The sequence below is a fragment of the Streptomyces sp. genome, from assembly GCF_031181555.1.
GTDB classification, from domain to species: Bacteria; Actinomycetota; Actinomycetes; order Streptomycetales; family Streptomycetaceae; genus Streptomyces; species Streptomyces fimbriatus.
The window spans coordinates 14,723-36,456 of the sequence record NZ_JAPSKQ010000036.1; the positions used below are offsets into that span (position 1 = coordinate 14,723).

A 21,734-nucleotide genomic window follows, 5' to 3' on the forward strand; every position below is an offset into this window, starting at 1 on the left:
CATGACGAACCACAGCGAAACGGCTGGATCCTCCGAAAACGGTGACATCTCCGGGCGTGACGGGAGCAAGCGCACCGACCTTCCGGAGTGCTACGAACCCGCGGGCCGCACCGAGCCCACCGGTCCCCGTGGGCGCGGCGACGAGGAAGGCCGCGTACCGCGCGCCGCGGACATCACCTGCACCGCGTACGACAACCACGGCGACGCGCAGCAGGTCACCCTGCGCACCCCGGCCGAACTCGCCGACGCGCTGCCCTACTTGCTCGGGTACCGCCCCGAGGACAGCATCGTGCTGGTCGCACTGCACGACAAGGACGGACGGGGCCGGTTCGGCGGCCGCGCCCGGCTCGGTATCCCCGCGAAACCGGACGACTGGCCCTCCGCCGCCCGGCAGCTGGCCCACGGCCTGGTGACGGGCGGCGAGCGCCGAGGCGCCCGGCCCGAGCAGATGGTCGTCTTCCTCTGCCACGAGCCGGCCGAGGGCGAATCCGGTCGGCAGGTCAAGGAGCGGCTCGGACCACTCGCCCACGCGCTGCGCCTGGAGTGCGGCGCCCTCGATGTCCCGGTGGTGGAGGCCCTGTGCCTCTCGGGCGGCCGCTTCTGGTCCTACTGCTGCGACAACGAGGGCTGCTGTCCGGCCGAGGGGACGCCGATGGGCCTGCCCGGCACCTCGGTCCTGGCCGCCGCTGCCGCCTACGCGGGGATCCAGGTCCGCGGCACTCTGCGCGAGCTGCGCGCCAGGCTCCTGCCGTGGGAGAACTCTGCCGCCCTCGAACAGGAGGCCGCCCTGGACGCCGCCGGCCTGGCGCTGGTCCCCAGGATCCTCGACGCGGCGGGGCGGCAGGAGGTCGCCGAGGAGACGTTGACGCTCGCCGAGCGGGTCATGGGCCGTCTCGCCGGCGTCCCGCCTGTCACCGGCGTGCTCCAGGCGGACCGGCGGGACGACGCCCTGCTCGGACACGACGAGGCCGCGGCCCTGATCCTCGGCCTGCAGGACCGCACGACGCGCGACCGTGCGGCCGAGTGGATGGAGGGTGACGCAGCAGGCGCCGCCCTCCGTCTGTGGCGGGCCCTGGCGCGCCGCTGTGTGGGAGCGTACGGCGAACACGCGGCCGCCCCCCTCACCCTCGCCGGCTGGGTCGCCTGGTCCACCGGCGACGAGCTGGAGGCCCGGGAGGCACTGGCCATGGCCCTGGGCGCCGACCCCGACTACCTCTTCGCCCGTCTCCTGCACCAGGCGTGCAACGAGGGCCTCGACCCGGAGTCGATCCGCCGCTGCCTGCGCGCGGGACGCGAGGAACGTGGGCAGGCGGCATCCGACGGACCGGCCACGGGCGCCACGGGCGCCACGGAGGACAGCGGGTGCGAATCCAGGGCTCCGGAGCCCGCGGGTTCCCCACCCGCCGCGTCCGAGCCCGCCGCGCCCGAACGTGCGGCTTCCGGTCCGGGGATGACCTCCTCACGCCGTCGACGCCGCACGCGTGTCCCCGGCTCCGGCGACTGTCCCCCTCTCCGGGGACGGACGGAGAGGACCCGCCGGAGCACACGGGTTCCGCGTCCGCGCGCGTCGGCGGGGAGCACGCGCCCCGGAGCCGGGGACCGTACGCGTCCGGGCGGCGCGCGTCCGGGCACGGCGGAGCCGGACGCCGCACGCCGTCGCGCTGCTTCACCGGGAGGCGCACGGTCCGACGGGCGGGGCGGCGAAGGGGACGGAGGAAGGGGCCGGGAGAACCGGTGATCGAAAGGGGCGGGCCCAGGAGGGGCGCCGGAAAGCAGCCGGCTCGGTCTTGCCACGGACGAAGAAAATGCCGATGAGCCGCGGCCGGCGGTGTGGCCAGACGAGCCGCGGCCGGCAGTGTGACCAGGTGGGCGCGGTACCGCCGGGCGGCCCGCAGCGCACGCCGAGGACCGTGCCGGACCGAAGCACATCAGCCGTCGATGCGGACGGTGAAGGGAGTGTTTATCGTCAGGCAGACGACTATGATCGCCGCATGCCCTACGATCCGTCAGCCTTTCCGCCCTTTGCCGTCACCGTGGACCTGGTCGTGCTGACCGTGCGCCGCCATGCTCTGTGTGCGCTGGCGGTGCGCAGGGGAGAACCCCCCTTTCAGGGGCGCTGGGCCCTTCCCGGCGGTTTCGTACGGGCCGACGAGGACCTGGCACAGGCGGCGGCGCGGGAACTGGCCGAGGAGACGGGGCTGCGTGTGCACGATCCGGCCGTCCCCGCCCAGGACAACGGCGCTCACCTGGAACAGCTCGCCACGTACGGCGATCCCGGACGCGATCCGAGGATGCGTGTCGTCAGCGTCGCACACCTGGCCCTCGCCCCCGATCTGCCCGCACCCCGGGCGGGCGGGGACGCCAGCAACGCACGCTGGGCGCCGGTCGAGGAACTGCTGCAGCAGGGCGGTTACGGCCGGGACGGCGAGCCGGTCGCGCCGCTCGCCTTCGATCACGCCCAGATCCTGGCGGACGGAGTGGAGCGTGCCCGGTCCAAGATCGAGTACTCGTCGCTCGCGACGGCCTTCTGCCCGCCCGAGTTCACCGTCGGCGAGCTGCGCCGTGTCTACGAGGCGGTGTGGGGCGTGGCCCTCGACCCGCGCAATTTCCACCGCAAGGTGACCGGCACACCGGGCTTCCTGGTCCCCACCGGTGGCACGACCACCCGCCAGGGCGGTCGTCCCGCCCAGCTCTTCCGAGCCGGCGGAGCCACCCTGCTCAACCCCCCGATGCTGCGCCCCGAGGTCTGACGCACGGAGCGCGGCCGCGCGGGGAAATGAACGGCGAACACGGGTTTGACAGGGCCGTTCTCCCCGTCGACAGCGGGCCCTGCGGTGCCCGAAAAACCCGATATGGCACGCTATCTTGCTTCGGGTGATCCAGGCCATCGGACTGACCAGCAGCCCTCGCAAAGAGCTTCCGCCCGCCGTCGACGACGTCTCCTTCGAGGCTCATGCGGGTCGCGTCACCGCGCTGCTCGGAGCACCGGGGGCCGGCAAGACGACAGTGCTCAGACTCATGCTCGAACTCCAACCGGGCCGTGGAATCACTCACTTCAGGGGGCGCCCGCTGCACCGCATCGCCCATCCCGCACGTGAAGTCGGCGTGCTGCTGGGCGACGTGCCGGGTCATCCCGCCCGCACGGTCCGCGGACACCTCCGCATGCTGTGCGCCGCCGCGGGCGTCCCGGCCCGACGTGCCGACGAAGTCCTCGAAGCGGTGGGGCTGGTGAGCCTGCGCGACGAACGCCTCGGCACCCTGTCGCGCGGCACGGACCGCCGGCTCGGACTGGCCTGCGCGCTGCTGGCGGACCCGCACACGCTGGTGCTCGACGAGCCCGCGCACGGACTCTCCGTCCGCGAGAACCGGTGGCTTTACGGCATGCTCCGGGCGTACGCGGCCCAGGGGGGCACCGTCCTGTGCACGACGGCCGATCCCAAGGAGGCCGCGCGGATCGCGGACCGCGTGGTCACGCTGGAGCGGGGAAGGCTCGTTGCCGACCAGGAGGCCGGGGACTTCTCGCGCACCCGGCTGCGCCCCCGCGTCGCCGTCCGCAGCCCGCACGCCACTCGCCTTTCGGCGCTGCTCGCGAAGGAGGCGCGCACCGCACGGCGCTCCGTGGAGATCGTGCCGGAAGGCGGCAACCGCCTCCATGTCTACGGCAGTACCTGCGCGGAGGTCGGTGAGACCGCGTTCCGGCACGGCATCGTCGTGCACCAACTCGCCGACGAGGTCGGAGACATGGGGCCTGGCGCGGGCGTCGCCGACCTGCCCCGGGCCGCCGGTGAGGACGCGCGGGCCCGAACCGACCCCCCGCGACGGACCACAGACGAACCGGTGGCTCCGGCCACCGGCGCACCAGCGGCTCCGATCACCGGCGCAGATGCGGCCCCAGCCGCGGACGCACCTGAGCTCCCCGTCGCGGACGCACCTGAGCTCCCCGTCGCCGGCGCACCATCGTCCTCCGCGGTGGAAGCGGCGGAGCAGGCGACGGGCGGCCGGCGATCAGACCCCTCCGCCGCGTCACGGCACCACACCGGCGCTCCGGCCGACAACGACTCGCCCGCCTCCGCACCCTCCGACCGGCAGGCGTCAAAGGCTGCTGCCGCCAGGGAAGCCCACCGCCCCGCCACAGTCCCCACGGGTCGGCCCGACCGCACCTCCGACGCCCGGGCGGAGCTCCCGCCTCCCCTCTCCGTCCGGCCCGCTCCCAGCCCTCTCCGTCCCCTTCGCTATGAGATCCGCCGCGCCACGGGCGTCGGTACGGGGTTCCTCATCGGGACCGGTGTACTCGTCGTGTCCGCGCTCACCGCCGTCCTGCTGGCGCGTATCGGGCACACTCCGCAGCCACGCCTGCTGGCCGCATGGCCGCGGGAGTTGCCGCTGCCGCCCGCGGCGCTCGGGGCGGGGCTGCTCGGCGCGCTGGCCTTCGGCGACGAGTTCCGCCACCCCGCCCTGGCGGCGGACCGCGGCACCGTGCCCCGGCGGCTGGGGCTGCTGGCCGCCAAACTCCTCGTCGCCTCGGCCACCGCGCTGGTGCTGGCCGTCCTGACCGTCGGGTGCGATGCCGAACTGCTTTATCTCGTCTACGGACCGGAGGTCGTGGAGGTTCCCGCCGACTGGTTCTCGCTCGGTGCCGGCTGGCTCGGACTCGTGATCGGGTGCGCCTGCGCCGGTGTACTGGCCGCAGGTGTCTTCCGGTCCACCACCGCCGGGCTCGCCACGGTCGTCGCCGTGCCCCTCCTCGTCGTACCCCTCGTGCGCAAGGCGGCGGAAGGGCCGTCGGCACCCGCTGCGACCGGGTTCCCGGCGCGGGTGCGGGAGGGGTTGCCGCTCCGGTGGCCCTTCGGGGGAGAGCGCCATCTGGAGGCGGTGCTGCGGGTGGTCGCCCAACCCGTCGGCGGCGCTCTGGTGTTGTCGTTGGCGGTGCTGCTCTGCGCCTATCTGCTCACCACCCTGCGGAGCAGGGTTCGATGACGACCGTCCGTGCTTGGATCGGCGCGGTCGTGGTCGCAACTCACCGGAAATGGCCCGTTTCTTTCCGATAAGGCGTCAATTGCGACGGGGTGAGCGATCACCCTTTCGTGTGCTTTTCACCAAAGACCTCAAGGGAGTTGGGAGCGGCGCCGACAAAGGATGCGTGAGTACCCTTGCGCACACCATGATGACCGCCGCCCGCTCCGCAGACTCCGGCCTCGCGAGCCCGGGCGAACTCGACCGCTATCCCTATGGCGAGGCGCCCGCCGCCGACCGCGTCGGGGCCCCTGTCTGGGACGGAGCGGATCCGGAGCTGAGCCGCGTGAACCGGCGTGCCGCGGGCAGCCGCGGACGCGGGCTGCACGGCCAACTCGTCCAGCAATTGGGTCAGATGATCGTTTCCGGCGATCTGGGCGCCGACCGCCCGCTGGTGCCCGAGGAGATCGGCCAGCGCTTCGAGGTCTCCCGCACCGTCGTCCGCGAGTCGCTCCGCGTCCTGGAGGCCAAGGGCCTGGTCAGCGCGCGCCCGAACGTCGGCACGCGCGTGCGCCCCGTCAGTGACTGGAATCTGCTCGATCCGGACATCATCGAGTGGCGGGCCTTCGGGCCACAGCGTGACGACCAGCGACGTGAGCTCAGCGAGCTGCGCTGGACGATCGAGCCGCTCGCCGCCCGCCTGGCGGCCGGCCACGGGCGCGAGGACGTCCAGCAGCGCCTGTCCGACATGGTGGAGATCATGGGCCACGCGATGGGGCAGGGGGACGCGCTCACGTTCGCCCGTGCCGACTCCGAGTTCCATTCGCTGCTCATCCAGATCGCCGGCAACCGCATGCTGGAGCACCTCTCCGGGATCGTGTCCGCCGCGCTACAGGTCTCGGGCGGCCCGGTCACGGGCTGTGAGCGGCCCAACGAGGCGTCGCTGGCGCACCACGGCAGGATCGTCGACGCCCTCGCCGGCGGCGACGGCGCGGCGGCCGAGGCGGCCATGCGCCAGCTCCTCACGATCCATCCCGAGGTGGAACGCGTGGTGCCCGCCCCGCGCGAGCACTGACCGCGTTCCGCGGACGGCGCGGTCCGGCATGCCATCCCCCTCCTGTGGCGGTGCCCCACCGATGAGCCGTCCCCCGTCGGACCCCGCGGGATCATCGAGGATCCCGCGGGGTCCGACGGCGAGTAGGGGGTGCGAGGCCCGAAGAGGTACCGCCCTCACTCCTGAATGAAAGTTTTTGCCCTTGTTTGACGGCTTCTGAATGCTTACGGGGTGTGACTCGGGCCACGCGGATTGGGCGTAACGCTCCTGGGAAGAACGCGATGACCTAAGAGGTGACAGCCGAGGAGGGAATACGGACGCCGTCGAAGGCGCTGTGCATCTCCCGGCCCCCGCCCGCGCCGTCGGCCCATCCCCAAGCCGGCGGTCGGCTCCTGTCCACTGTGGACGGGGCCGGAAGCCGTTTTCCAACGTTCCGAGAGGTTGTTCGTGTCGGCCAGCACATCCCGTACGCTCCCGCCGGAGATCGCCGAGTCCGTCTCTGTCATGGCGCTCATTGAGCGGGGAAAGGCTGAGGGGCAGATCGCCGGCGATGACGTGCGTCGGGCCTTCGAAGCTGACCAGATTCCGGCCACTCAGTGGAAGAACGTACTGCGCAGCCTCAATCAGATCCTCGAGGAAGAGGGTGTGACGCTGATGGTCAGTGCCGCAGAACCCAAGCGCACCCGCAAGAGCGTCGCAGCGAAGAGTCCCGCCAAGCGCACCGCCACCAAGACGGTCGCGGCCAAGGCGGCGACCACCCGGAAGACCACCGCCACGGCCACGCCCGCGGTGCCCGCCGCCGACCCCGCCGTCGAGGAGGAGGCACCCGCCAAGAAGGCGGCTGCCAAGAAGACCACCGCCAAGAAGGCGACGGCGAAGAAGGCCACGGCCAAGAAGGCGACGGCGAAGAAGACCACCGCCAAGAAGGACGACGTCGAGCTGGTCGACGAGGAGGTCCTCGAGGACGCCAAGGTCGCGGAGGAGCCCGAGGGCGCCGAGAGCGCCGGTTTCGTGCTCTCCGACGAGGACGAGGACGACGCGCCCGCCCAGCAGGTCGCCGCCGCCGGCGCCACCGCCGACCCGGTCAAGGACTACCTCAAGCAGATCGGCAAGGTCCCCCTGCTCAACGCCGAGCAGGAGGTCGAGCTCGCCAAGCGCATCGAGGCGGGTCTGTTCGCCGAGGACAAGCTGGCGAACTCCGACAAGCTGGCGCCGAAGCTCAAGCGCGAGCTGGAGATCATCGCCGAGGACGGGCGCCGCGCCAAGAACCACCTCCTGGAGGCCAACCTCCGTCTGGTGGTCTCCCTGGCCAAGCGCTACACCGGCCGCGGCATGCTCTTCCTGGACCTCATCCAGGAGGGCAACCTCGGTCTGATCCGCGCGGTCGAGAAGTTCGACTACACCAAGGGCTACAAGTTCTCCACGTACGCCACCTGGTGGATCCGTCAGGCGATCACCCGCGCGATGGCCGACCAGGCCCGCACCATCCGTATCCCGGTGCACATGGTCGAGGTCATCAACAAGCTCGCGCGCGTGCAGCGCCAGATGCTCCAGGACCTGGGCCGCGAGCCCACCCCGGAGGAGCTGGCCAAGGAGCTCGACATGACCCCGGAGAAGGTCATCGAGGTCCAGAAGTACGGCCGCGAGCCCATCTCGCTGCACACCCCGCTGGGTGAGGACGGCGACAGCGAGTTCGGTGACCTCATCGAGGACTCCGAGGCGGTCGTCCCGGCCGACGCGGTCAGCTTCACGCTCCTGCAGGAGCAGCTGCACTCCGTCCTCGACACCCTGTCCGAGCGCGAGGCGGGCGTCGTCTCCATGCGTTTCGGTCTCACCGACGGTCAGCCGAAGACCCTCGACGAGATCGGCAAGGTGTACGGCGTCACGCGTGAGCGCATCCGCCAGATCGAGTCCAAGACCATGTCGAAGCTGCGCCACCCGTCGCGTTCCCAGGTGCTGCGCGACTACCTCGACTAGGTCTCGTTCGCAACGACGCGCGGGCGTACGACGCAGCCACGAAAGGCCCGGTTCCCCTCTCGGGAACCGGGCCTTCGCGCTGCGCGCGGGTGCGGGCCGCGGCGGGGTGAATCACTCTGGGTGTCCCACGATCACCCCAGTGTGAGGAGTGTTCATGCGTCGTCGTCTTGTCCGGGCCCGGGCCCGGCCTCTGGCCGTCGCGGCCGCCACGGCCGTCATACCGATGGCCTCGGCCGCCCCGGCGGCCGCCGACAGCATCGTCGTCGGCGGCTTCCCGGTCGAGGTGGTGGAAAGTCCGTGGACCGTGGCGCTGTCCAGCCGTGACCGGTTCGGGGGTACGAGAGCCGGGCAGTTCTGCGGAGGTGTGGCGGTCGGCCGGACCACCGTGCTCACGGCGGCCCATTGCATGGGCGAGGAGGTGCTGGGGACATCGCCGGACCGGGTGCCCGATCTCAGGGTCATCACGGGACGCACGGACCTGCTCTCGGACCGTGGCCAGGAGATCGCCGTGCGCGACACCTGGGTGAACCCGGATTACGACGGTGCCACCAACTCCGGCGACTTCGCCGTGCTCACCCTGGCCGAGCCGCTCCCCTCGAGCTCGGTCATCGCCATGGCCGGGGCGGGCGACCCCGCGTACCGGGCGGGTACGCGGGCCACCGTCTACGGGTGGGGGGACACCACGGGCTCCGGTGCCTACGCGGGCAGCCTGCACGCGGCACGCGTGCGTGTGCAGCCCGACACGCTGTGCGAGAGGGCTTATCCGGGCGGTCCCCAAGGGACGTACCGCGCCGAGACGATGCTGTGCGCGGGGGAAGCGGCAGGGGGCAGGGACGCCTGCCAGGGGGACAGCGGCGGGCCGCTGGTGGCCCAGGGGCGGCTGATAGGCCTCGTGTCCTGGGGTGCGGGCTGCGGCTGGGTGGGCAGCCCCGGGGTGTACACGCGGGTGTCCGACATCGTGCGGGCGCTCGGGTAGGCGCGGGCCCGCCGAGAGGGCCGCACAGGACGCCCGGTCCGCCGGGTCCGAGGCGGTCCCGGCGGGCTCCTCAGCGCGAGACGGGCGGCTGCCTCCCCTCTTTCCGGGAGGCAGCCGCCCGTTCGCCGGCCTGTGCCGGGCTGGCTCGTCGTCGGACGCGAGTGTCGGCGCTCTGTCAGCGCTCTTCGTCGGAAGCGGCCGCTGGAGGGGCGGTCAGCCGCTCCGTCTCGTCCTGTATCTCAGCGGCGATCTTCTTGAGTTCCGGCTCGAACTTGCGGCCGTGGTGGGCGCAGAAGAGCAGTTCTCCGCCGCTCAGCAGGACGACGCGCAGGTATGCCTGGGCGCCGCAGCGGTCGCAGCGATCGGCGGCCGTCAGCGGGCTCGCGGGGGTCAGAACAGTAGTCACGTCGCCTCTTCTCTAGCTCGACGAGCTGTCGTACCAGGGTCAACATCCAACCAGCCCCAAAACGTTCCCGCTCGTGGCTTCTCTTTCGAAAAAATCTTTCCGAGGTGGCTGGTCGTTGCCGGTTGGCGGCGAATGTGCCGTAGTGCGTGTCTGATGTGTCGTACGGATTCGCGTTCGTATGGGTGGTCCGCCCTCCCGGCTGGGTTGCCGGTTGTTCATGAGGACGTGCCCGGAGCCTAAATGGTTCATGCCTGGAAGGGAACGTGATGTGTGCTTCACTCCATCGAGGGATCGAACAAGCATACGACTCTCGACTAGGGTGAGCTCCGACGAGGGTGGCGTTTCAACGGCTCTACCAGGCCTCGGTACCCTCTCATCGGTGACTGAAGCCGCGCCCTTACCCACAAGGGCCCCATCTGAAATTCAGCGAGGAGCGAACCGCGTGACCGCCGAGACGTCCGTGCCGTCCACAGCGCTGCTGGCAGGAGCAGACCGGGACGGTTCCAACTACACCGCGCGGCACCTGCTCGTCCTCGAGGGGCTCGAGGCCGTGCGGAAGCGCCCCGGTATGTACATCGGATCGACCGACAGTCGCGGTCTGATGCACTGCCTCTGGGAGATCATCGACAACTCCGTGGACGAGGCTCTCGGGGGCCACTGCGACCACATCGAGGTGGTCCTCCACGACGACGGCTCGGTGGAGGTCCGGGACAACGGCCGCGGCATCCCGGTCGACGTCGAACCCAAGACCGGCCTCTCCGGTGTCGAGGTCGTCATGACCAAGCTGCACGCGGGCGGCAAGTTCGGCGGCGGCTCGTACGCCGCCTCCGGCGGTCTGCACGGCGTCGGCGCGTCCGTCGTCAACGCCCTGTCCGCACGGCTCGACGTCGAGGTGGACCGCGGCGGGCACACCCACGCGATCAGCTTCCGGCGCGGTGTCCCCGGCGCCTTCGCCGCCATGAGCCCGGACGCGAAGTTCGAGGCCAGGAGCGGGCTGCGCAAGACCAAGAAGATCCCGAAGACCCGCAGCGGCACGCGCGTGCGCTACTGGGCCGACCGCCAGATCTTCCTCAAGGACGCCAAGCTCTCCCTGGAGACGCTGCACCAGCGTGCCCGCCAGACCGCGTTCCTGGTGCCCGGCCTGACCATCGTCGTCCGTGACGAGTACGGGCTCGGCGAGGGCGGCAGCAAGGGCGAGGAGTCGTTCCGCTTCGACGGCGGCATCAGCGAGTTCTGCGAGTTCCTGGCCACCGACAAGCCCGTCTGCGACACCCTCCGTTTCACCGGACAGGGCACCTTCAAGGAGACCGTCCCCGTCCTCGACGAGCACGGCCAGATGACGCCCACCGAGGTCACCCGTGAACTCGGTGTCGATGTCGCGCTCCGCTGGGGGACCGGCTACGACACGACGGTCAGGTCGTTCGTCAACATCATCGCCACCCCCAAGGGCGGCACCCACGTCGCCGGCTTCGAGCAGGCCGTCGCCAAGACGATGAACGAGGTGCTGCGCGCGAAGAAGCTGCTGCGCGTGGCCGAGGACGACATCGTCAAGGACGACGCCCTGGAGGGCCTCACGGCGGTGGTCACGGTCCGCCTGGCCGAGCCGCAGTTCGAGGGCCAGACCAAGGAGGTCCTCGGCACCTCGGCGGCCCGCCGCATCGTGAACACCGTCGTCTCCCGCGAGCTCAAGGCCTTCCTGACCTCCACCAAGCGGGACGCCGCCCAGCAGGCGCGCGTCGTCATGGAGAAGGCCGTCGCTGCGGCCCGGACCCGCATCGCAGCACGTCAGCACAAGGACGCGCAGCGCCGCAAGACGGCTCTGGAGACCTCCTCGCTGCCCGCCAAGCTGGCCGACTGCCGCAGCGACGACGTCGACCGCAGCGAGCTGTTCATCGTCGAGGGCGACTCCGCGCTCGGTACGGCGAAGCTCGCCCGGAACTCCGAGTTCCAGGCGCTGCTGCCGATCCGCGGCAAGATCCTCAACGTTCAGAAGTCGTCCGTGACGGACATGCTGAAGAACGCCGAGTGCGGTGCGATCATCCAGGTCATAGGAGCGGGGTCGGGGCGGACCTTCGACATCGACGCGGCCCGCTACGGCAAGATCATCATGATGACCGACGCCGATGTGGACGGTTCCCACATCCGCACCCTGCTGCTGACCCTGTTCCACCGCTACATGCGGCCCATGGTCGAGGCGGGCCGGGTGTTCGCCGCGGTGCCGCCGCTGCACCGCGTCGAGCTCATCCAGCCCAAGAAGGGCCAGGAGAAGTACGTCTACACGTACTCGGACCGGGAGCTGCGCGACACGCTCATGGAGTTCCAGACCAAGGGCATCCGGTACAAGGACTCGATCCAGCGGTACAAGGGCCTCGGCGAGATGGACGCCGACCAGCTGGCCGAGACGACCATGGACCCGCGTCACCGCACCCTGCGCCGGATCAACCTCACCGACCTGGAGGCCGCCGAGCAGGTCTTCGACCTGCTCATGGGCAACGACGTCGCCCCCCGCAAGGAGTTCATCTCCAGCTCCGCGGCGACCCTGGACCGGTCCCGCATCGACGCGTAGCGGTTGCGCCGGGCGCGCTCACGGCGGGCCGATTCACCTGATGGGGTGAAGCGGAACGGGAAGAAGAATCAGAGATCTTCCCGTTCTGCCCATCCTTGGGCATGCAGCAAAGCAACTCGGGGGACGTGAGGTACGACGATCCCTGGTACGACGCCCTGGCTTCGGGCTGGGGCGAGTCGGCCGACGCGGGGGTGCCGCCGGCGCGGCGCGAGGAGAGTGCCGTGGCAGCCGCCGACGTCTACCTCGAAGTACAGCGCAGCGAGGCCTTCCGGGAGGTGCGCAGCCGGTACCGGAGGTTCGTGGTCCCGGCGGTCGCGCTCTTCCTCACCTGGTACGTGGCGTACGTCGTGACGGCCACGACCGTACCGGAATGGATGGCACGGCCCGTGGCGGGCGCCGTGAACGTGGGGATGCTGGCGGGGCTCGGGCAGTTCCTGACCACCTTCCTGCTCACCTGGGCCTATGTGCGGCATGCACGGCTGCGCAGGGACCGGGCGGCGCTGGAACTGCGCTGGGACACCCAGGAGCTGGCGCGGGGGAGGGACGGCGCGGCATGACGGCCGACCATCAGATGCTGGCCCTGCTGCTGTTCAGCGCGTTCGTCGCGGTCACGCTGGGCATCACGACATGGGTGAGCCGCCACCGGCACGGCTCGCCGGAGGAGTTCTACGCGGGCGGCCGGCTCTTCTCGCCGATGGAGAATGGTTTTGCCATCGCGGGCGACTACATGTCGGCCGCCTCCTTCCTCGGCATCTCCGGACTCATCGCGCTCGTCGGCTACGACGGGATGCTCTACTCGGTGGGCTTCCTGGTGGCCTGGCTGGTCGTCCTGTTCCTGGTCGCCGAGCTGGTGCGCAACTGCGGCCGGTTCACACTCGCCGACGTGGTCGCGGCGCGCATGCGGGAGCGTCCGGTGCGCATCGCGGCGGGAACCTCGTCGGTCACGGTCTCCGTTCTCTACCTGGTGGCGCAGATGGTGGGCGCGGGCAGCCTCGTCGCGCTGCTGCTCGGCGGCACCGGCGAGGCGGCGCAGGCCTGGACCGTCATCGGGGTCGGCGCGCTCATGGTCGTCTACGTCTCACTGGGAGGCATGCGGGCCACCACGTGGATCCAGATCGTCAAGGCGGTCCTGCTGCTCGGCGGCACCGTCGCGCTGACCGTCCTGGTCCTGCTGCGGTTCCACGGCGACTTCAACCGGCTGCTGCTCACCGCGGCCGAGCGCAGCGGTCACGGAGAGGCGTTCCTGGCGCCCGGGCTCGCCTACGGCGGGGACTGGACCGCGCGGTTCGACTTCATCAGCCTGGGACTCGCGCTGGTCCTCGGCACGGCCGGGCTGCCGCACATCCTGTCCCGCTTCTACACCGTCCCCACGGCGCGGGCGGCACGGCGCTCGGTGGTCTGGGCGATCGGGCTCATCGGCGGGTTCTACCTGATGACGATCGTGCTCGGATTCGGTGCCGCCGCCCTCCTCGGACCGGAGGCCGTGCGCGGCTCGAACGCGTCCGGGAACACGGCGGTGCCCCTGCTGGCGCTCGAGCTGGGCGGCGGTGCCGGCTCCACGGGCGGAACGGTTCTGTTCGCGATCGTCGCCGCGGTCGCCTTCGCCACCATCCTCGCCGTGGTCGCCGGGATCACGCTCGCTTCCTCGGCGTCCGTCGCCCACGACCTGTACGCCTCCCTGCGGCGCCGGCGCGGTGAACCGCGCAGCGAGGTGGCCGTGGCCCGCCTCGCCGCCGTCGGCATCGGCGTGGTCGCGATCGCCCTCGGCCTGCTGGCCCGCGACCTCAACGTCGCGTTCCTCGTGGGCCTCGCCTTCGCCGTCGCCGCGTCGGCCAACCTGCCCGTGCTGCTCTACTCCCTGTTCTGGCGCGGTTTCACCACACGCGGTGCCGTGTGGGCCGTCTACGGAGGTCTGGTCCCGGCCGTGGTGCTGGTGCTGCTGTCCCCCGTGGTGTCCGGCAGCCCCGGGGCCCTCTTCCCCGGCGCCGACTTCCAGCTCTTCCCGCTGCAGAACCCGGGCCTGGTCTCCATCCCGCTGGGCTTCCTCGCGGGCTGGATCGGCACCGTCACCTCGGCCGAGGTCCCCGACGAGGCCAGGCACGCGGAGACCGAGGTCCGTTCGCTGACCGGCGCGGGGGCCGTGTAGGACACCGGCGGAGACAGATGGCGCCGGTATCCGTACGGAGGGAGGGCACGGTTCCTTCCCCCACCCCCCGGGCCGTGTCCTCAGGCGCGGGTCGCCCACACGTAACGGTGCTCCGGGCGGCCCGCGTCACCGTACTTGAGGGTCAGCGTGGCCCGTCCCGTGCGCTCCAGGAGCTTCAGATAGCGCTGGGCGGTCTGGCGGCTCACCCCGGTGCGTTCGGCGATCTCCTGGGCCGACAGCGGGCCGTCGGCGTTCATCAGGGACTGCCGCACCAGCTCCGCGGTGGTGGGCGAGTGCCCCTTGGGCAGCTGGGGGTCGGCCGGCGCCGACAAGGCACCGAAGATGCGGTCCACTTCCGCCTGCTCCGCCTCGCCGCCCCCGTCGAGGGTGCGGCGCAGGTCCGCGTACGCCTCCAGCTTGGCGCGCAGGCCGGCGAAGGCGAACGGCTTGACCAGGTACTGCAGGGCACCGTGGCGCATCGCCGCCTGCACGGTGGACACGTCACGTGCGGCCGTCACCATGATCACATCGGTCTGGTGGCCGCGCCGGCGCATCTCCTGGACGACCTCGAGCCCCGTCCCGTCGGGCAGATAGTGGTCCATGAGAACAAGGTCCGGCCGGGGCGGCGTCTCCAGGCCGGCGAGCGCCTCGGCCGCGCTGTGCGCCTCTCCTGCGACGTGGAAGCCGGGCACCTTCTCGACGTAGGCGGCGTTGACCCGCGCGACCCGGACGTCGTCGTCCACGACCAGGACCTCGATCATCACGCCTCCTCCGTGGCGGTCCGCGGAGCGGAAGCCCCGGTGAGAGCGGGTTCCGCGTCCGGCTCGGTCAGTGCCTCGGGCAGGACGACGGTGAACTCCGCGCCCCCGCCGCGGGCCTCTCCCACGGTCGCGCTGCCCCCCTGCCGCTCCGCGAGCCTGCGCACCAGGGGCAGCCCGATGCCTCGCTCGCGGTGTGCCGGAGGCTCCTTGGTCGACCAGCCCTCGGTGAAGATCAACTCGCGGTGCTCCCGCGGAATTCCGGGCCCGGTGTCCCGCACCACCAGCACCGCCGTACGTCCTTCCGCGCGCAGTTCGACCTCCACGCGCGCGTGCGGCGTGCCCGCGACGGCGTCGAGGGCGTTGTCCACCAGGTTGCCGACGACGGTGACGAGCCCCCGGGGGTCGATCAGCCGGTCCGGCAGCCGCGTCCGGTCCGAGACCCGCAGGGCGACCGAGCGCTCGGCCGCGACCGTGGCCTTGCCCACCAGCAGGGCGGCCAGCAGGGGGTCCCGGACCTTCTCGGTGACCTGTTCCGCCGTGGCCCGGTGCTCGCCGACGACCTCGCCGACGAACTCCACGGCGTCGTCGTACATCTCCAGTTCGAGCAGCCCCAGCAGCGTGTGCATGCGGTTGGCGTGCTCGTGGTCCTGGGCGCGCAGTGCGTCGATCAGGCCGCGGGTGGAGTCCAGTTCCCGGCCCAGCCGGTCCAGCTCGGTGCGATCGCGCAGGGTCGCGACGGCGCCGCCGTCGTCGGTCGGCATGCGGTTGGCGACCAGGACGCGCTGCCCCCGGACGGTGAGCAGGTCGGTGCCGGTGACCCGGCCGGCCAGCACATCGGCCGTACGCCCCTCGCCGAGCGCCTGATCGGGGGACCGGCCCACGGCCTTCTCGCCGATCCCCAGCAGGCGCTGCGCCTCGTCGTTCAGGAGGCGGATGCGACCGTCGCGGTCGAGGGCGACGACGCCCTCCCGGATGCCGTGCAGCATGGCCTCGCGCTCCGCGAGCAGCGCCGAGATGTCCGAGAAGGCCAGGTCGCGGGTCTGCCGCTGCACTCGCCGGGAGATGAGCCAGGCCGCGAGCGCGCCGACGGCCAGGGCGCCGCCCGCGTACGCGAAAAGCCCCGGGATGGCGTGGATCAGCCGGGCCCGGACGCTGTCGTAGGAGATACCGACCGACACCGCCCCGACGATCTCGCCGTCGTCGTCGCGCAGCGGTACCTTGCCGCGCGCGGAGCGGCCCAGGGTGCCGTCGTCGATCTCCATGACCTCGCGCCCGGCCAGGGCCTCGCCCGGATCGGTGGAGACCAGGCCGCCGATCCGCCGGGGGTCGGTGTGCGACCAGCGCACCCCCCGCCGGTCCAGCACCACGACGTACTCGGCCCCGGTGGCCTTCCGGATCCGTTCCGCCTCCTGCTGCACCGGTCCGTCCGGCGACGGTGCCGTGCTCCGCAGGTCGTGGGCGATCTGCGGCTGCTGGGCGGTGGTCTGCGCGATCGCAAGAGCCCGCCGCATCGCCTGGTCGTCCAGCTGGTCGCCGAGCGGCGCCAGGAACAGCCCGGTGGCGAGCACCGCGACTCCCGCGGCGATCGCCAGCTGCATCAGCAGGACCTGCGAGAACACCCGCCGCGGCAGGCCGAGGCGCAGGCGGCGTGCGGGGGGAGTGGGGCTCATACCCATGACGGTACGTGGGCGGGTGCGGGGTGCCGTAGAGGTGTGGCGTGGATCTCGTGCGCGGGGAGGTCAGCTCGCCAGCGCCGTCATGGTCACCTCGCGGACCGCCACCACGTCCATCCGCGCGGGCGAGCCCAGCACCGACCCGCAGCTCTCCGGGCGGGGCGGAAGGGACGCGCCCTGGGCGACCTCGACCAGCCACCGGCGCCCGTCCGCGTGGGCGACGGTCACCTCCCAGCGCCCGGCCGCGCCGTCCGTCCGCACGACGCTCAGGGACTGTGCGGCGTACTCGCCGACCGCGCCGCGCACGGCCAGCTCGGCCGCCTGGCCGGGGCGCTCCCAGGCGGAGCTCCCGCGGCACCCCTCGACCACGATCCGGCCCTCCTGGGCGCCGCGCAGCACCTCCTCGACGGCATGTGCACCGGCCCTGCCGTACGCGTAGCCGTACGGCAGGACGAGCACCGTGGGGGAGAAGCGGTGACCGCCCAGATGAGTGACCTCCCAGACGCCCTCGACCCCGGAGGCGGCGAGTTCGGCGGCCAGGGGCCGCCCGAGGAGGGCACAGCAGCGGTCGCGCTTGCCGTTGGTGCAGACGAGGGCGAGGGGGGCGCCTTCGTGGGGCCGTCCGCCGAGCGCCGTGTCGAAGGTGGCGGGCTCGCCCCTGCCGAGTGCGGCGAAGTCGAGGCCGAGCAGCCGTTCGGGGTCCGTGGTCGTGGCGGCGTGCAGCCATGCGTGTCCCGGAACGGTGTGGCCCACGTACACCCGGCGCGCGGTGGGTACGCGGCAGTCCGCGTGACGTCCCGGACGGCGTATGAGCGCGATGCGCACCCCGGTGCCCTTCGCGGCCGCCTCCAGGGCGCGGCCCAGCGCGGGATCGAGGTGGCTCGACGTGAGCGCCTTGGCACCCCACGGGCCGGGCTGCTCCAGCAGCAGCCAGGTCCTCGCGGTGGCCGCGGTTCCCGCGACCGGCTCGTCGAGCTCGCGGGAGACGGTTGAGCACGTACTCACAGAGGTGAGCCTAACCTGACTTGCTCACGGCTGACTTCTCACCCCGCTCGTGTCCTGCTCCGGCAGCGGCCGGGGCGGCTTCGGTCCCACGTACTGCCCACTGGGACGCATGCGCAGGGGGCGCTCGCCGTACTCCTCGAGGGCGTGCGCGATCCATCCCGCCGTACGGGCGACGGCGAAGATCGTCTCTCCCGCGGTGGCCGGCATTCCGCACGAGGCGGTCAGGACGGCCAGGGCCAGGTCGACGTTGGCGTGCAGAGGGGTGTGGCGGGCGGTGGTGGCCACGATGTCGCGGGCCGCGGCGAGGGCGGGCGCGGCGTGCGGGATCTCCTCCAGGAGGGAGAACAGGGCACGCGCGCGGGGGTCCTCACCGGCATAGAGACGGTGGCCGAGCCCCGGGATGCGGCGGCCGGCCCGCAGCTCGTCGGCGATCACCGGTGCCGCGCTGCCCTGGTCGAGCACCTCGAGCAGCAGCTTGTGCGCGAGCCCGCTGGCCGCGCCGTGCAGCGGGCCCTCGAGCACCCCGAGCCCCGCCGAGACGGCCGCGTAGGCGTGCGCGCGGGCCGACGCGGCGACCCGGACGGCGAGCGTGGAAGCCGCCAGGTCGTGGTCGACGAGAAGGGCGAGGGCCGTGTCCAGGACGCGCAGATGCGCCTCGTCGGCCTGCCGGCCGGTCAGCCGCGCCCAGAGGCGGTGGGCCAGCGGACCGGTGTCGCGGTGGTCGAGCCGCACCGGCGGGAGGGCGGCGACGAGGGTCGGGATGAGCGTGCGGGCCGTGCCGAGCACGGCGTCCTCGGACAGGTCGAAGCGCAGCGGGTCGGCGGTCGCGGCGGCGATCGCGGCGACCCGCAGGCGGTCGGTGGGGGTGGTGTGTTCGGGCAGCGCCGCCGCGGCGCGACGCGCCACGGCGACCGAGGCCTCGGGTGCGGTGAAGGAGGCCCCGGGACGGAGCCGGCCCGTCCACAGCCACTCGGCGACCTCCTCGTAGGTGTGCCGGCCGGCGAGTTCGACGGCGTCGACGCCCCGGAAGTAGTACCGGTCGGTGTCGATCAGGGTGAGGCGGGTCCGTACGGACAGCTCGCCACCGGGGCCGCCCGCGCCGCCGCTGCTCTCCCGTCTGTTGCGCCGCGCGAGCGCCTCCACCTCCTCGGCGTCGAAGGTGCTGCCCCGCCCGCCCGCTGCCCGTCGGCTGCTGAGCAGGCCGCGGCTCACGTAGGCGTACACGGTCTCCGGTTTCACGCCGAGCAGCTCGGCGGTCTCCTTGGTGCTCAGGCGCCGGTCCGTGTCGACGGGGGAGGGGTCTTGATCGCGCATGGGATCACGGTATCCGTCCTGTCTCGACTGAACTGAGTATTGATTCAATCAAGATTGACAGCCATCAATCAAGCATGGAGAGTCGAATCAAGTTTCCGAGGAGGTAACCCATGTCCGTTCAAGGGGCTGTGGCCGCACGCGTGGACGTGCCACGGGGTCTGGCGGGTGTCGTCGTCACCGACACCCGGGTCGGCGACGTCCGTGGCGCCGAAGGCTTCTATCACTACCGGCAGTACTCGGCCGTCGACCTCGCAAAGACCCGCGGCTTCGAGGACGTGTGGCATCTGCTGGTGCACGGCGACCTGCCCGACGCGGAGCGCGGCGCGGCCTTCGCCGCCGAGACCGCCGCGCTCAGGAGGCTGCCCGAACAGGTGCGGGCGGCACTGCCCGCCATCGCGGCGGCGGGCGGGCGCTCGGGTCCGCTCGCCGGGATGCGGACGGCGCTGTCGTTGCTCGGCGCGGCGAAGGGGTTCCGGCCGGTGTACGACGTCGACGCCGACCGGCGCCGACGGGACACGATCGAGGCGGCCGCCGCGGTGCCGACGCTGCTCACCGCGCTGCACCGGCTGGGGAGGGGGCTGGAGCCGGTGGAGCCGCGTGAGGATCTGTCGTACGCGGCCAACTACCTCTACATGCTGACGGGTTCGGAGCCGGACGCGGACCGGGTGCGGGCGATCGAGCAGTACTTGATCTCCACCATTGACCACGGCTTCAACGCGTCAACCTTCACGGCCCGGGTCATCGCCTCGACGGGCGCGGATGTGGCGGCATGCCTCGCCGGGGCGGTGGCGGCGCTGTCGGGGCCGTTGCACGGAGGCGCGCCGAGCCGGGCACTGGACACCCTGGACGCGATCGGGACGCCGGAGCGCATCGATGCCTGGATCCGTGAGCACGTCCTCGCGGGGGAGCGGATCATGGGCTTCGGGCACGCGGTCTACCGCACGGAGGATCCCCGCTCGCGGATGCTGCGCGAGGTGGCGCAGCGGTTCGGCGGCCCCCGGGTCGACTTCGCCGTGGAGGTCGAACGGCGCGTGGAGGCGATCCTGGCGGAACTGAAGCCGGGGCGGGAGCTCCACACCAACGTGGAGTTCTACGCGGGCGTCGTCATGGAACTCTGCGGTCTGCCGCGCGAGATGTTCACTCCCACGTTCGCGGCGGCGCGGGTGGTGGGGTGGAGTGCCAACATCCTGGAGCAGGCGGAGGACTCCAAGATCATCAGGCCGGTGGCCCGGTACGTGGGGGAGTCCCCTCGCCCGTTGCCCCGGTGAGGTCGACCGGTGCCGCCGCGATGTGCCCACCGGCGGACCCGCGGCCGCCGGGCCGGGCGCCCCGCGTCCACCGGGCCCTGCGCGCGGCGGAGCGGCGACGGGCCCTGGGAGAGGGGGTTCATACTTCGGGAAGGTCGTGCTTCGGGGATGTCCGCCCTGGCGCGCAGCAGGGTTTCCCGGCTGATGACGACGATGCGTTCGTCATCGGCGCGTGCGGCGTCCGGAGGGAGCTCGCTGCCAAGAACGGCTGTGGCCTCGGTACCGATGACAGCGAAGTTTCCGTCGCTCGGCTCGAAGAGGTCGGGGCATGTCTGCCCGGTGGCGCTGCCGCGCTCCCGGGGTGAGGCGCCGACTCGACGCACGATCTTCAAGTCCGTTAGCAATCGTTCACTTCGCGGTCGTTCTCGTCGCTCGTATCCTGGGGCGTCGGTCGGTTCTCGTCCGTGTGCCGGGGCGCGAGCCGGTGTACGCGTGGGTGTGAAAGAGGTCGTGCGGTGGAGCGGAGCAGCGGTCGGCAGATTCCGGTGGTCGTCCTGGCCGGATTCCTCGGCTCCGGGAAGACCACCGTGCTCAACCACCTCCTCCACCACAGCGGTGGAAGCCGCATCGGTGCCATCGTCAACGACTTCGGTGCCATCGAGATCGACGCCATGGCCGTGGCCGGCGCGCTCGGGGACTCGACGGTCTCGCTCGGGAACGGATGCCTGTGCTGTGCCGTCGACGGCAGCGAGCTGGACGTGTACCTCGAGCGGCTGGCCCGGCCGTCCGCCGGCGTCGACGTCATCGTCATCGAGGCGAGCGGTCTCGCCGAGCCGCAGGAACTCGTGCGGATGGTGCTCGCCAGTGAGCACCCCGGGATCGTGTACGGCGGGCTCGTCGAGGTCGTGGACGCCGCCGAGTTCGACGACACCCGGGCCAGGCACCCGGAGATCGACCGGCACCTCGGCCTCGCCGACCTCGTCGTCGTGAACAAGCTGGACCGGGTCACGGACGCCTCGCGCGTGCCGGCGCTGGTCCGGTCGCTCGTGGACCGTGCGGCCGTCGTCCCCGCCACGCACGGCCGTGTCGACCCCGAGCTCCTCTTCGACTGCAGGCCGAGCGAGGAGCGCATCGGGCAGCTGTCGTTCGACGATCTGCCCCGCCGTGACCGCGGGGAGGAGGAGCACGCCGGGCATCTGCACGCCGCGTACGACAGCCTCTCCTTCGTCTCCGCGCATCCGCTGGATCCACGGCGGTTGATGCAGTTCCTGGACAGCCGCCCCGAAGGGCTGTACCGGATCAAGGGGTACGTCGACTTCGGGCCGCACGACACCCGCAACCGGTACGCCGTGCACGCCGTGGGGCGGTTCCTGCGGTTCTACCCCGAGGCCTGGGCGGCAGGCGAGGAGCGGCTCACGCAGCTCGTCCTCATCGGGGCGGACATCGACGTCACCGCCCTCCGCAAGGAGCTGGAGGAGTGCAGGAGCGACGGCACCCCGCACGCCGACGAGCACGGCATGTGGGGCGTCCTGCGCTACGTGCAAGAGGCCGGTGATCCAGCGGACCGGTGACGTCCCCGCGCCGGACCGGACGTTCGACTCCCGTGCCGGCGGGAAGCCACGGGCTCCACCGGTGGGCGGCGCGCGGTCGCCGCCC

At 71.9% G+C, this 21,734-nt stretch carries 16 protein-coding genes and 1 pseudogene; 11 read left to right on the top strand and 6 right to left on the bottom strand.

The annotated features are described in order from the left end of the window. The first annotated feature begins 1 nt into the window (after nt 1). The 6 genes from RIM90_RS10695 (at nt 2) to RIM90_RS10720 (ending at nt 8,960) form a co-directional block, all read left to right on the top strand. Nucleotides 2-1,738, top strand: a complete 1,737-nt coding sequence (locus RIM90_RS10695; protein WP_309060383.1) for a DUF4192 domain-containing protein — start codon at nt 2-4, stop codon at nt 1,736-1,738. A 253-nt stretch (nt 1,739-1,991) separates the two neighbouring features. After that, the gene (locus RIM90_RS10700; RefSeq protein WP_309060384.1) at nt 1,992-2,750 is read left to right on the top strand and encodes an NUDIX hydrolase; all 759 of its coding nucleotides are present in this window, start codon (nt 1,992-1,994) and stop codon (nt 2,748-2,750) included. A 124-nt stretch (nt 2,751-2,874) separates the two neighbouring features. Next, nucleotides 2,875-4,977: an ABC transporter ATP-binding protein gene (locus RIM90_RS10705; RefSeq protein WP_309060385.1), complete on the top strand. Its 2,103-nt coding sequence runs from the start codon at nt 2,875-2,877 to the stop codon at nt 4,975-4,977. A 163-nt stretch (nt 4,978-5,140) separates the two neighbouring features. Then, the gene (locus RIM90_RS10710) at nt 5,141-6,028 is read left to right on the top strand and encodes an FCD domain-containing protein (RefSeq protein ID WP_309060386.1); all 888 of its coding nucleotides are present in this window, start codon (nt 5,141-5,143) and stop codon (nt 6,026-6,028) included. 426 nt (nt 6,029-6,454) lie between these two features. Continuing rightward, entirely contained in the window at nt 6,455-7,984 is a 1,530-nt protein-coding gene (locus RIM90_RS10715) for an RNA polymerase sigma factor (protein ID WP_309060387.1), read from the top strand. Between the two features lie 154 nt (nt 7,985-8,138). Then, nucleotides 8,139-8,960: a serine protease gene (locus tag RIM90_RS10720; RefSeq protein WP_309060388.1), complete on the top strand. Its 822-nt coding sequence runs from the start codon at nt 8,139-8,141 to the stop codon at nt 8,958-8,960. A 175-nt stretch (nt 8,961-9,135) separates the two neighbouring features. On the opposite strand, the gene RIM90_RS10725 is transcribed toward RIM90_RS10720, so the two are convergent. After that, nucleotides 9,136-9,366, bottom strand: coding sequence for a hypothetical protein (locus RIM90_RS10725; RefSeq protein WP_309060389.1), 231 nt, complete (start codon nt 9,364-9,366; stop codon nt 9,136-9,138). A 442-nt stretch (nt 9,367-9,808) separates the two neighbouring features. Here RIM90_RS10725 and RIM90_RS10730 point away from each other — a divergent pair, with 442 nt between their 5' ends. The 3 genes from RIM90_RS10730 (at nt 9,809) to RIM90_RS10740 (ending at nt 14,078) form a co-directional block, all read left to right on the top strand. Then, a complete protein-coding gene (locus RIM90_RS10730; protein ID WP_309060390.1) occupies nt 9,809-11,932 on the top strand; it encodes a DNA topoisomerase IV subunit B in 2,124 nt (707 codons plus the stop codon). A gap of 101 nt (nt 11,933-12,033) precedes the next feature. After that, entirely contained in the window at nt 12,034-12,489 is a 456-nt protein-coding gene (locus RIM90_RS10735; RefSeq protein ID WP_309060391.1) for a DUF485 domain-containing protein, read from the top strand. Continuing rightward, entirely contained in the window at nt 12,486-14,078 is a 1,593-nt protein-coding gene (locus RIM90_RS10740; RefSeq protein ID WP_309060392.1) for a cation acetate symporter, read from the top strand. Before RIM90_RS10735 ends, RIM90_RS10740 begins: the two co-directional genes overlap by 4 nt. 80 nt (nt 14,079-14,158) lie before the next feature. Here RIM90_RS10740 and RIM90_RS10745 read toward each other — a convergent pair whose 3' ends face one another. The 4 genes from RIM90_RS10745 to RIM90_RS10760 form a co-directional block, all read right to left on the bottom strand. Then, on the bottom strand, nt 14,159-14,839 hold the full coding sequence (locus RIM90_RS10745) for a response regulator (RefSeq protein WP_309060393.1): 681 nt from the start codon (nt 14,837-14,839) through the stop codon (nt 14,159-14,161). Further along, a complete protein-coding gene (locus tag RIM90_RS10750) occupies nt 14,839-16,509 on the bottom strand; it encodes a sensor histidine kinase (RefSeq protein ID WP_309060394.1) in 1,671 nt (556 codons plus the stop codon). Before RIM90_RS10750 ends, RIM90_RS10745 begins: the two co-directional genes overlap by 1 nt. A 69-nt stretch (nt 16,510-16,578) precedes the next feature. Further along, on the bottom strand, nt 16,579-17,517 hold the full coding sequence (locus RIM90_RS10755; protein WP_309060395.1) for a sucrase ferredoxin: 939 nt from the start codon (nt 17,515-17,517) through the stop codon (nt 16,579-16,581). Nucleotides 17,518-17,541: 24 nt separating this feature from the next. Further along, nucleotides 17,542-18,831: a citrate synthase gene (locus RIM90_RS10760; protein ID WP_309060396.1), complete on the bottom strand. Its 1,290-nt coding sequence runs from the start codon at nt 18,829-18,831 to the stop codon at nt 17,542-17,544. Nucleotides 18,832-18,941: 110 nt separating this feature from the next. Here RIM90_RS10760 and RIM90_RS10765 point away from each other — a divergent pair, with 110 nt between their 5' ends. Then, nucleotides 18,942-20,099, top strand: coding sequence for a citrate synthase (locus RIM90_RS10765; RefSeq protein ID WP_309060397.1), 1,158 nt, complete (start codon nt 18,942-18,944; stop codon nt 20,097-20,099). 137 nt (nt 20,100-20,236) lie between these two features. On the opposite strand, the pseudogene RIM90_RS10770 reads toward RIM90_RS10765, so the two are convergent. Further along, a pseudogene (locus tag RIM90_RS10770) lies at nt 20,237-20,470 on the bottom strand (hypothetical protein); the annotation flags it as partial. Between the two features lie 123 nt (nt 20,471-20,593). Between RIM90_RS10770 and RIM90_RS10775 the strand changes: the two are divergent. Then, entirely contained in the window at nt 20,594-21,649 is a 1,056-nt protein-coding gene (locus RIM90_RS10775) for a GTP-binding protein (protein ID WP_309060398.1), read from the top strand. The last annotated feature ends 85 nt before the right edge of the window (nt 21,650-21,734 follow it).

Coding starts and splice junctions, on each gene's coding strand:
- RIM90_RS10695 (WP_309060383.1), top strand. CDS start 2: ATGACGAACCACAGCGAAACGGCTGGATCCTCCGAAAACGGTGACATC.
- RIM90_RS10700 (WP_309060384.1), top strand. CDS start 1,992: ATGCCCTACGATCCGTCAGCCTTTCCGCCCTTTGCCGTCACCGTGGAC.
- RIM90_RS10720 (WP_309060388.1), top strand. CDS start 8,139: ATGCGTCGTCGTCTTGTCCGGGCCCGGGCCCGGCCTCTGGCCGTCGCG.
- RIM90_RS10735 (WP_309060391.1), top strand. CDS start 12,034: ATGCAGCAAAGCAACTCGGGGGACGTGAGGTACGACGATCCCTGGTAC.
- RIM90_RS10740 (WP_309060392.1), top strand. CDS start 12,486: ATGACGGCCGACCATCAGATGCTGGCCCTGCTGCTGTTCAGCGCGTTC.
- RIM90_RS10745 (WP_309060393.1), bottom strand. CDS start 14,839: ATGATCGAGGTCCTGGTCGTGGACGACGACGTCCGGGTCGCGCGGGTC.
- RIM90_RS10750 (WP_309060394.1), bottom strand. CDS start 16,509: ATGAGCCCCACTCCCCCCGCACGCCGCCTGCGCCTCGGCCTGCCGCGG.
- RIM90_RS10760 (WP_309060396.1), bottom strand. CDS start 18,831: ATGCGCGATCAAGACCCCTCCCCCGTCGACACGGACCGGCGCCTGAGC.
- RIM90_RS10765 (WP_309060397.1), top strand. CDS start 18,942: ATGTCCGTTCAAGGGGCTGTGGCCGCACGCGTGGACGTGCCACGGGGT.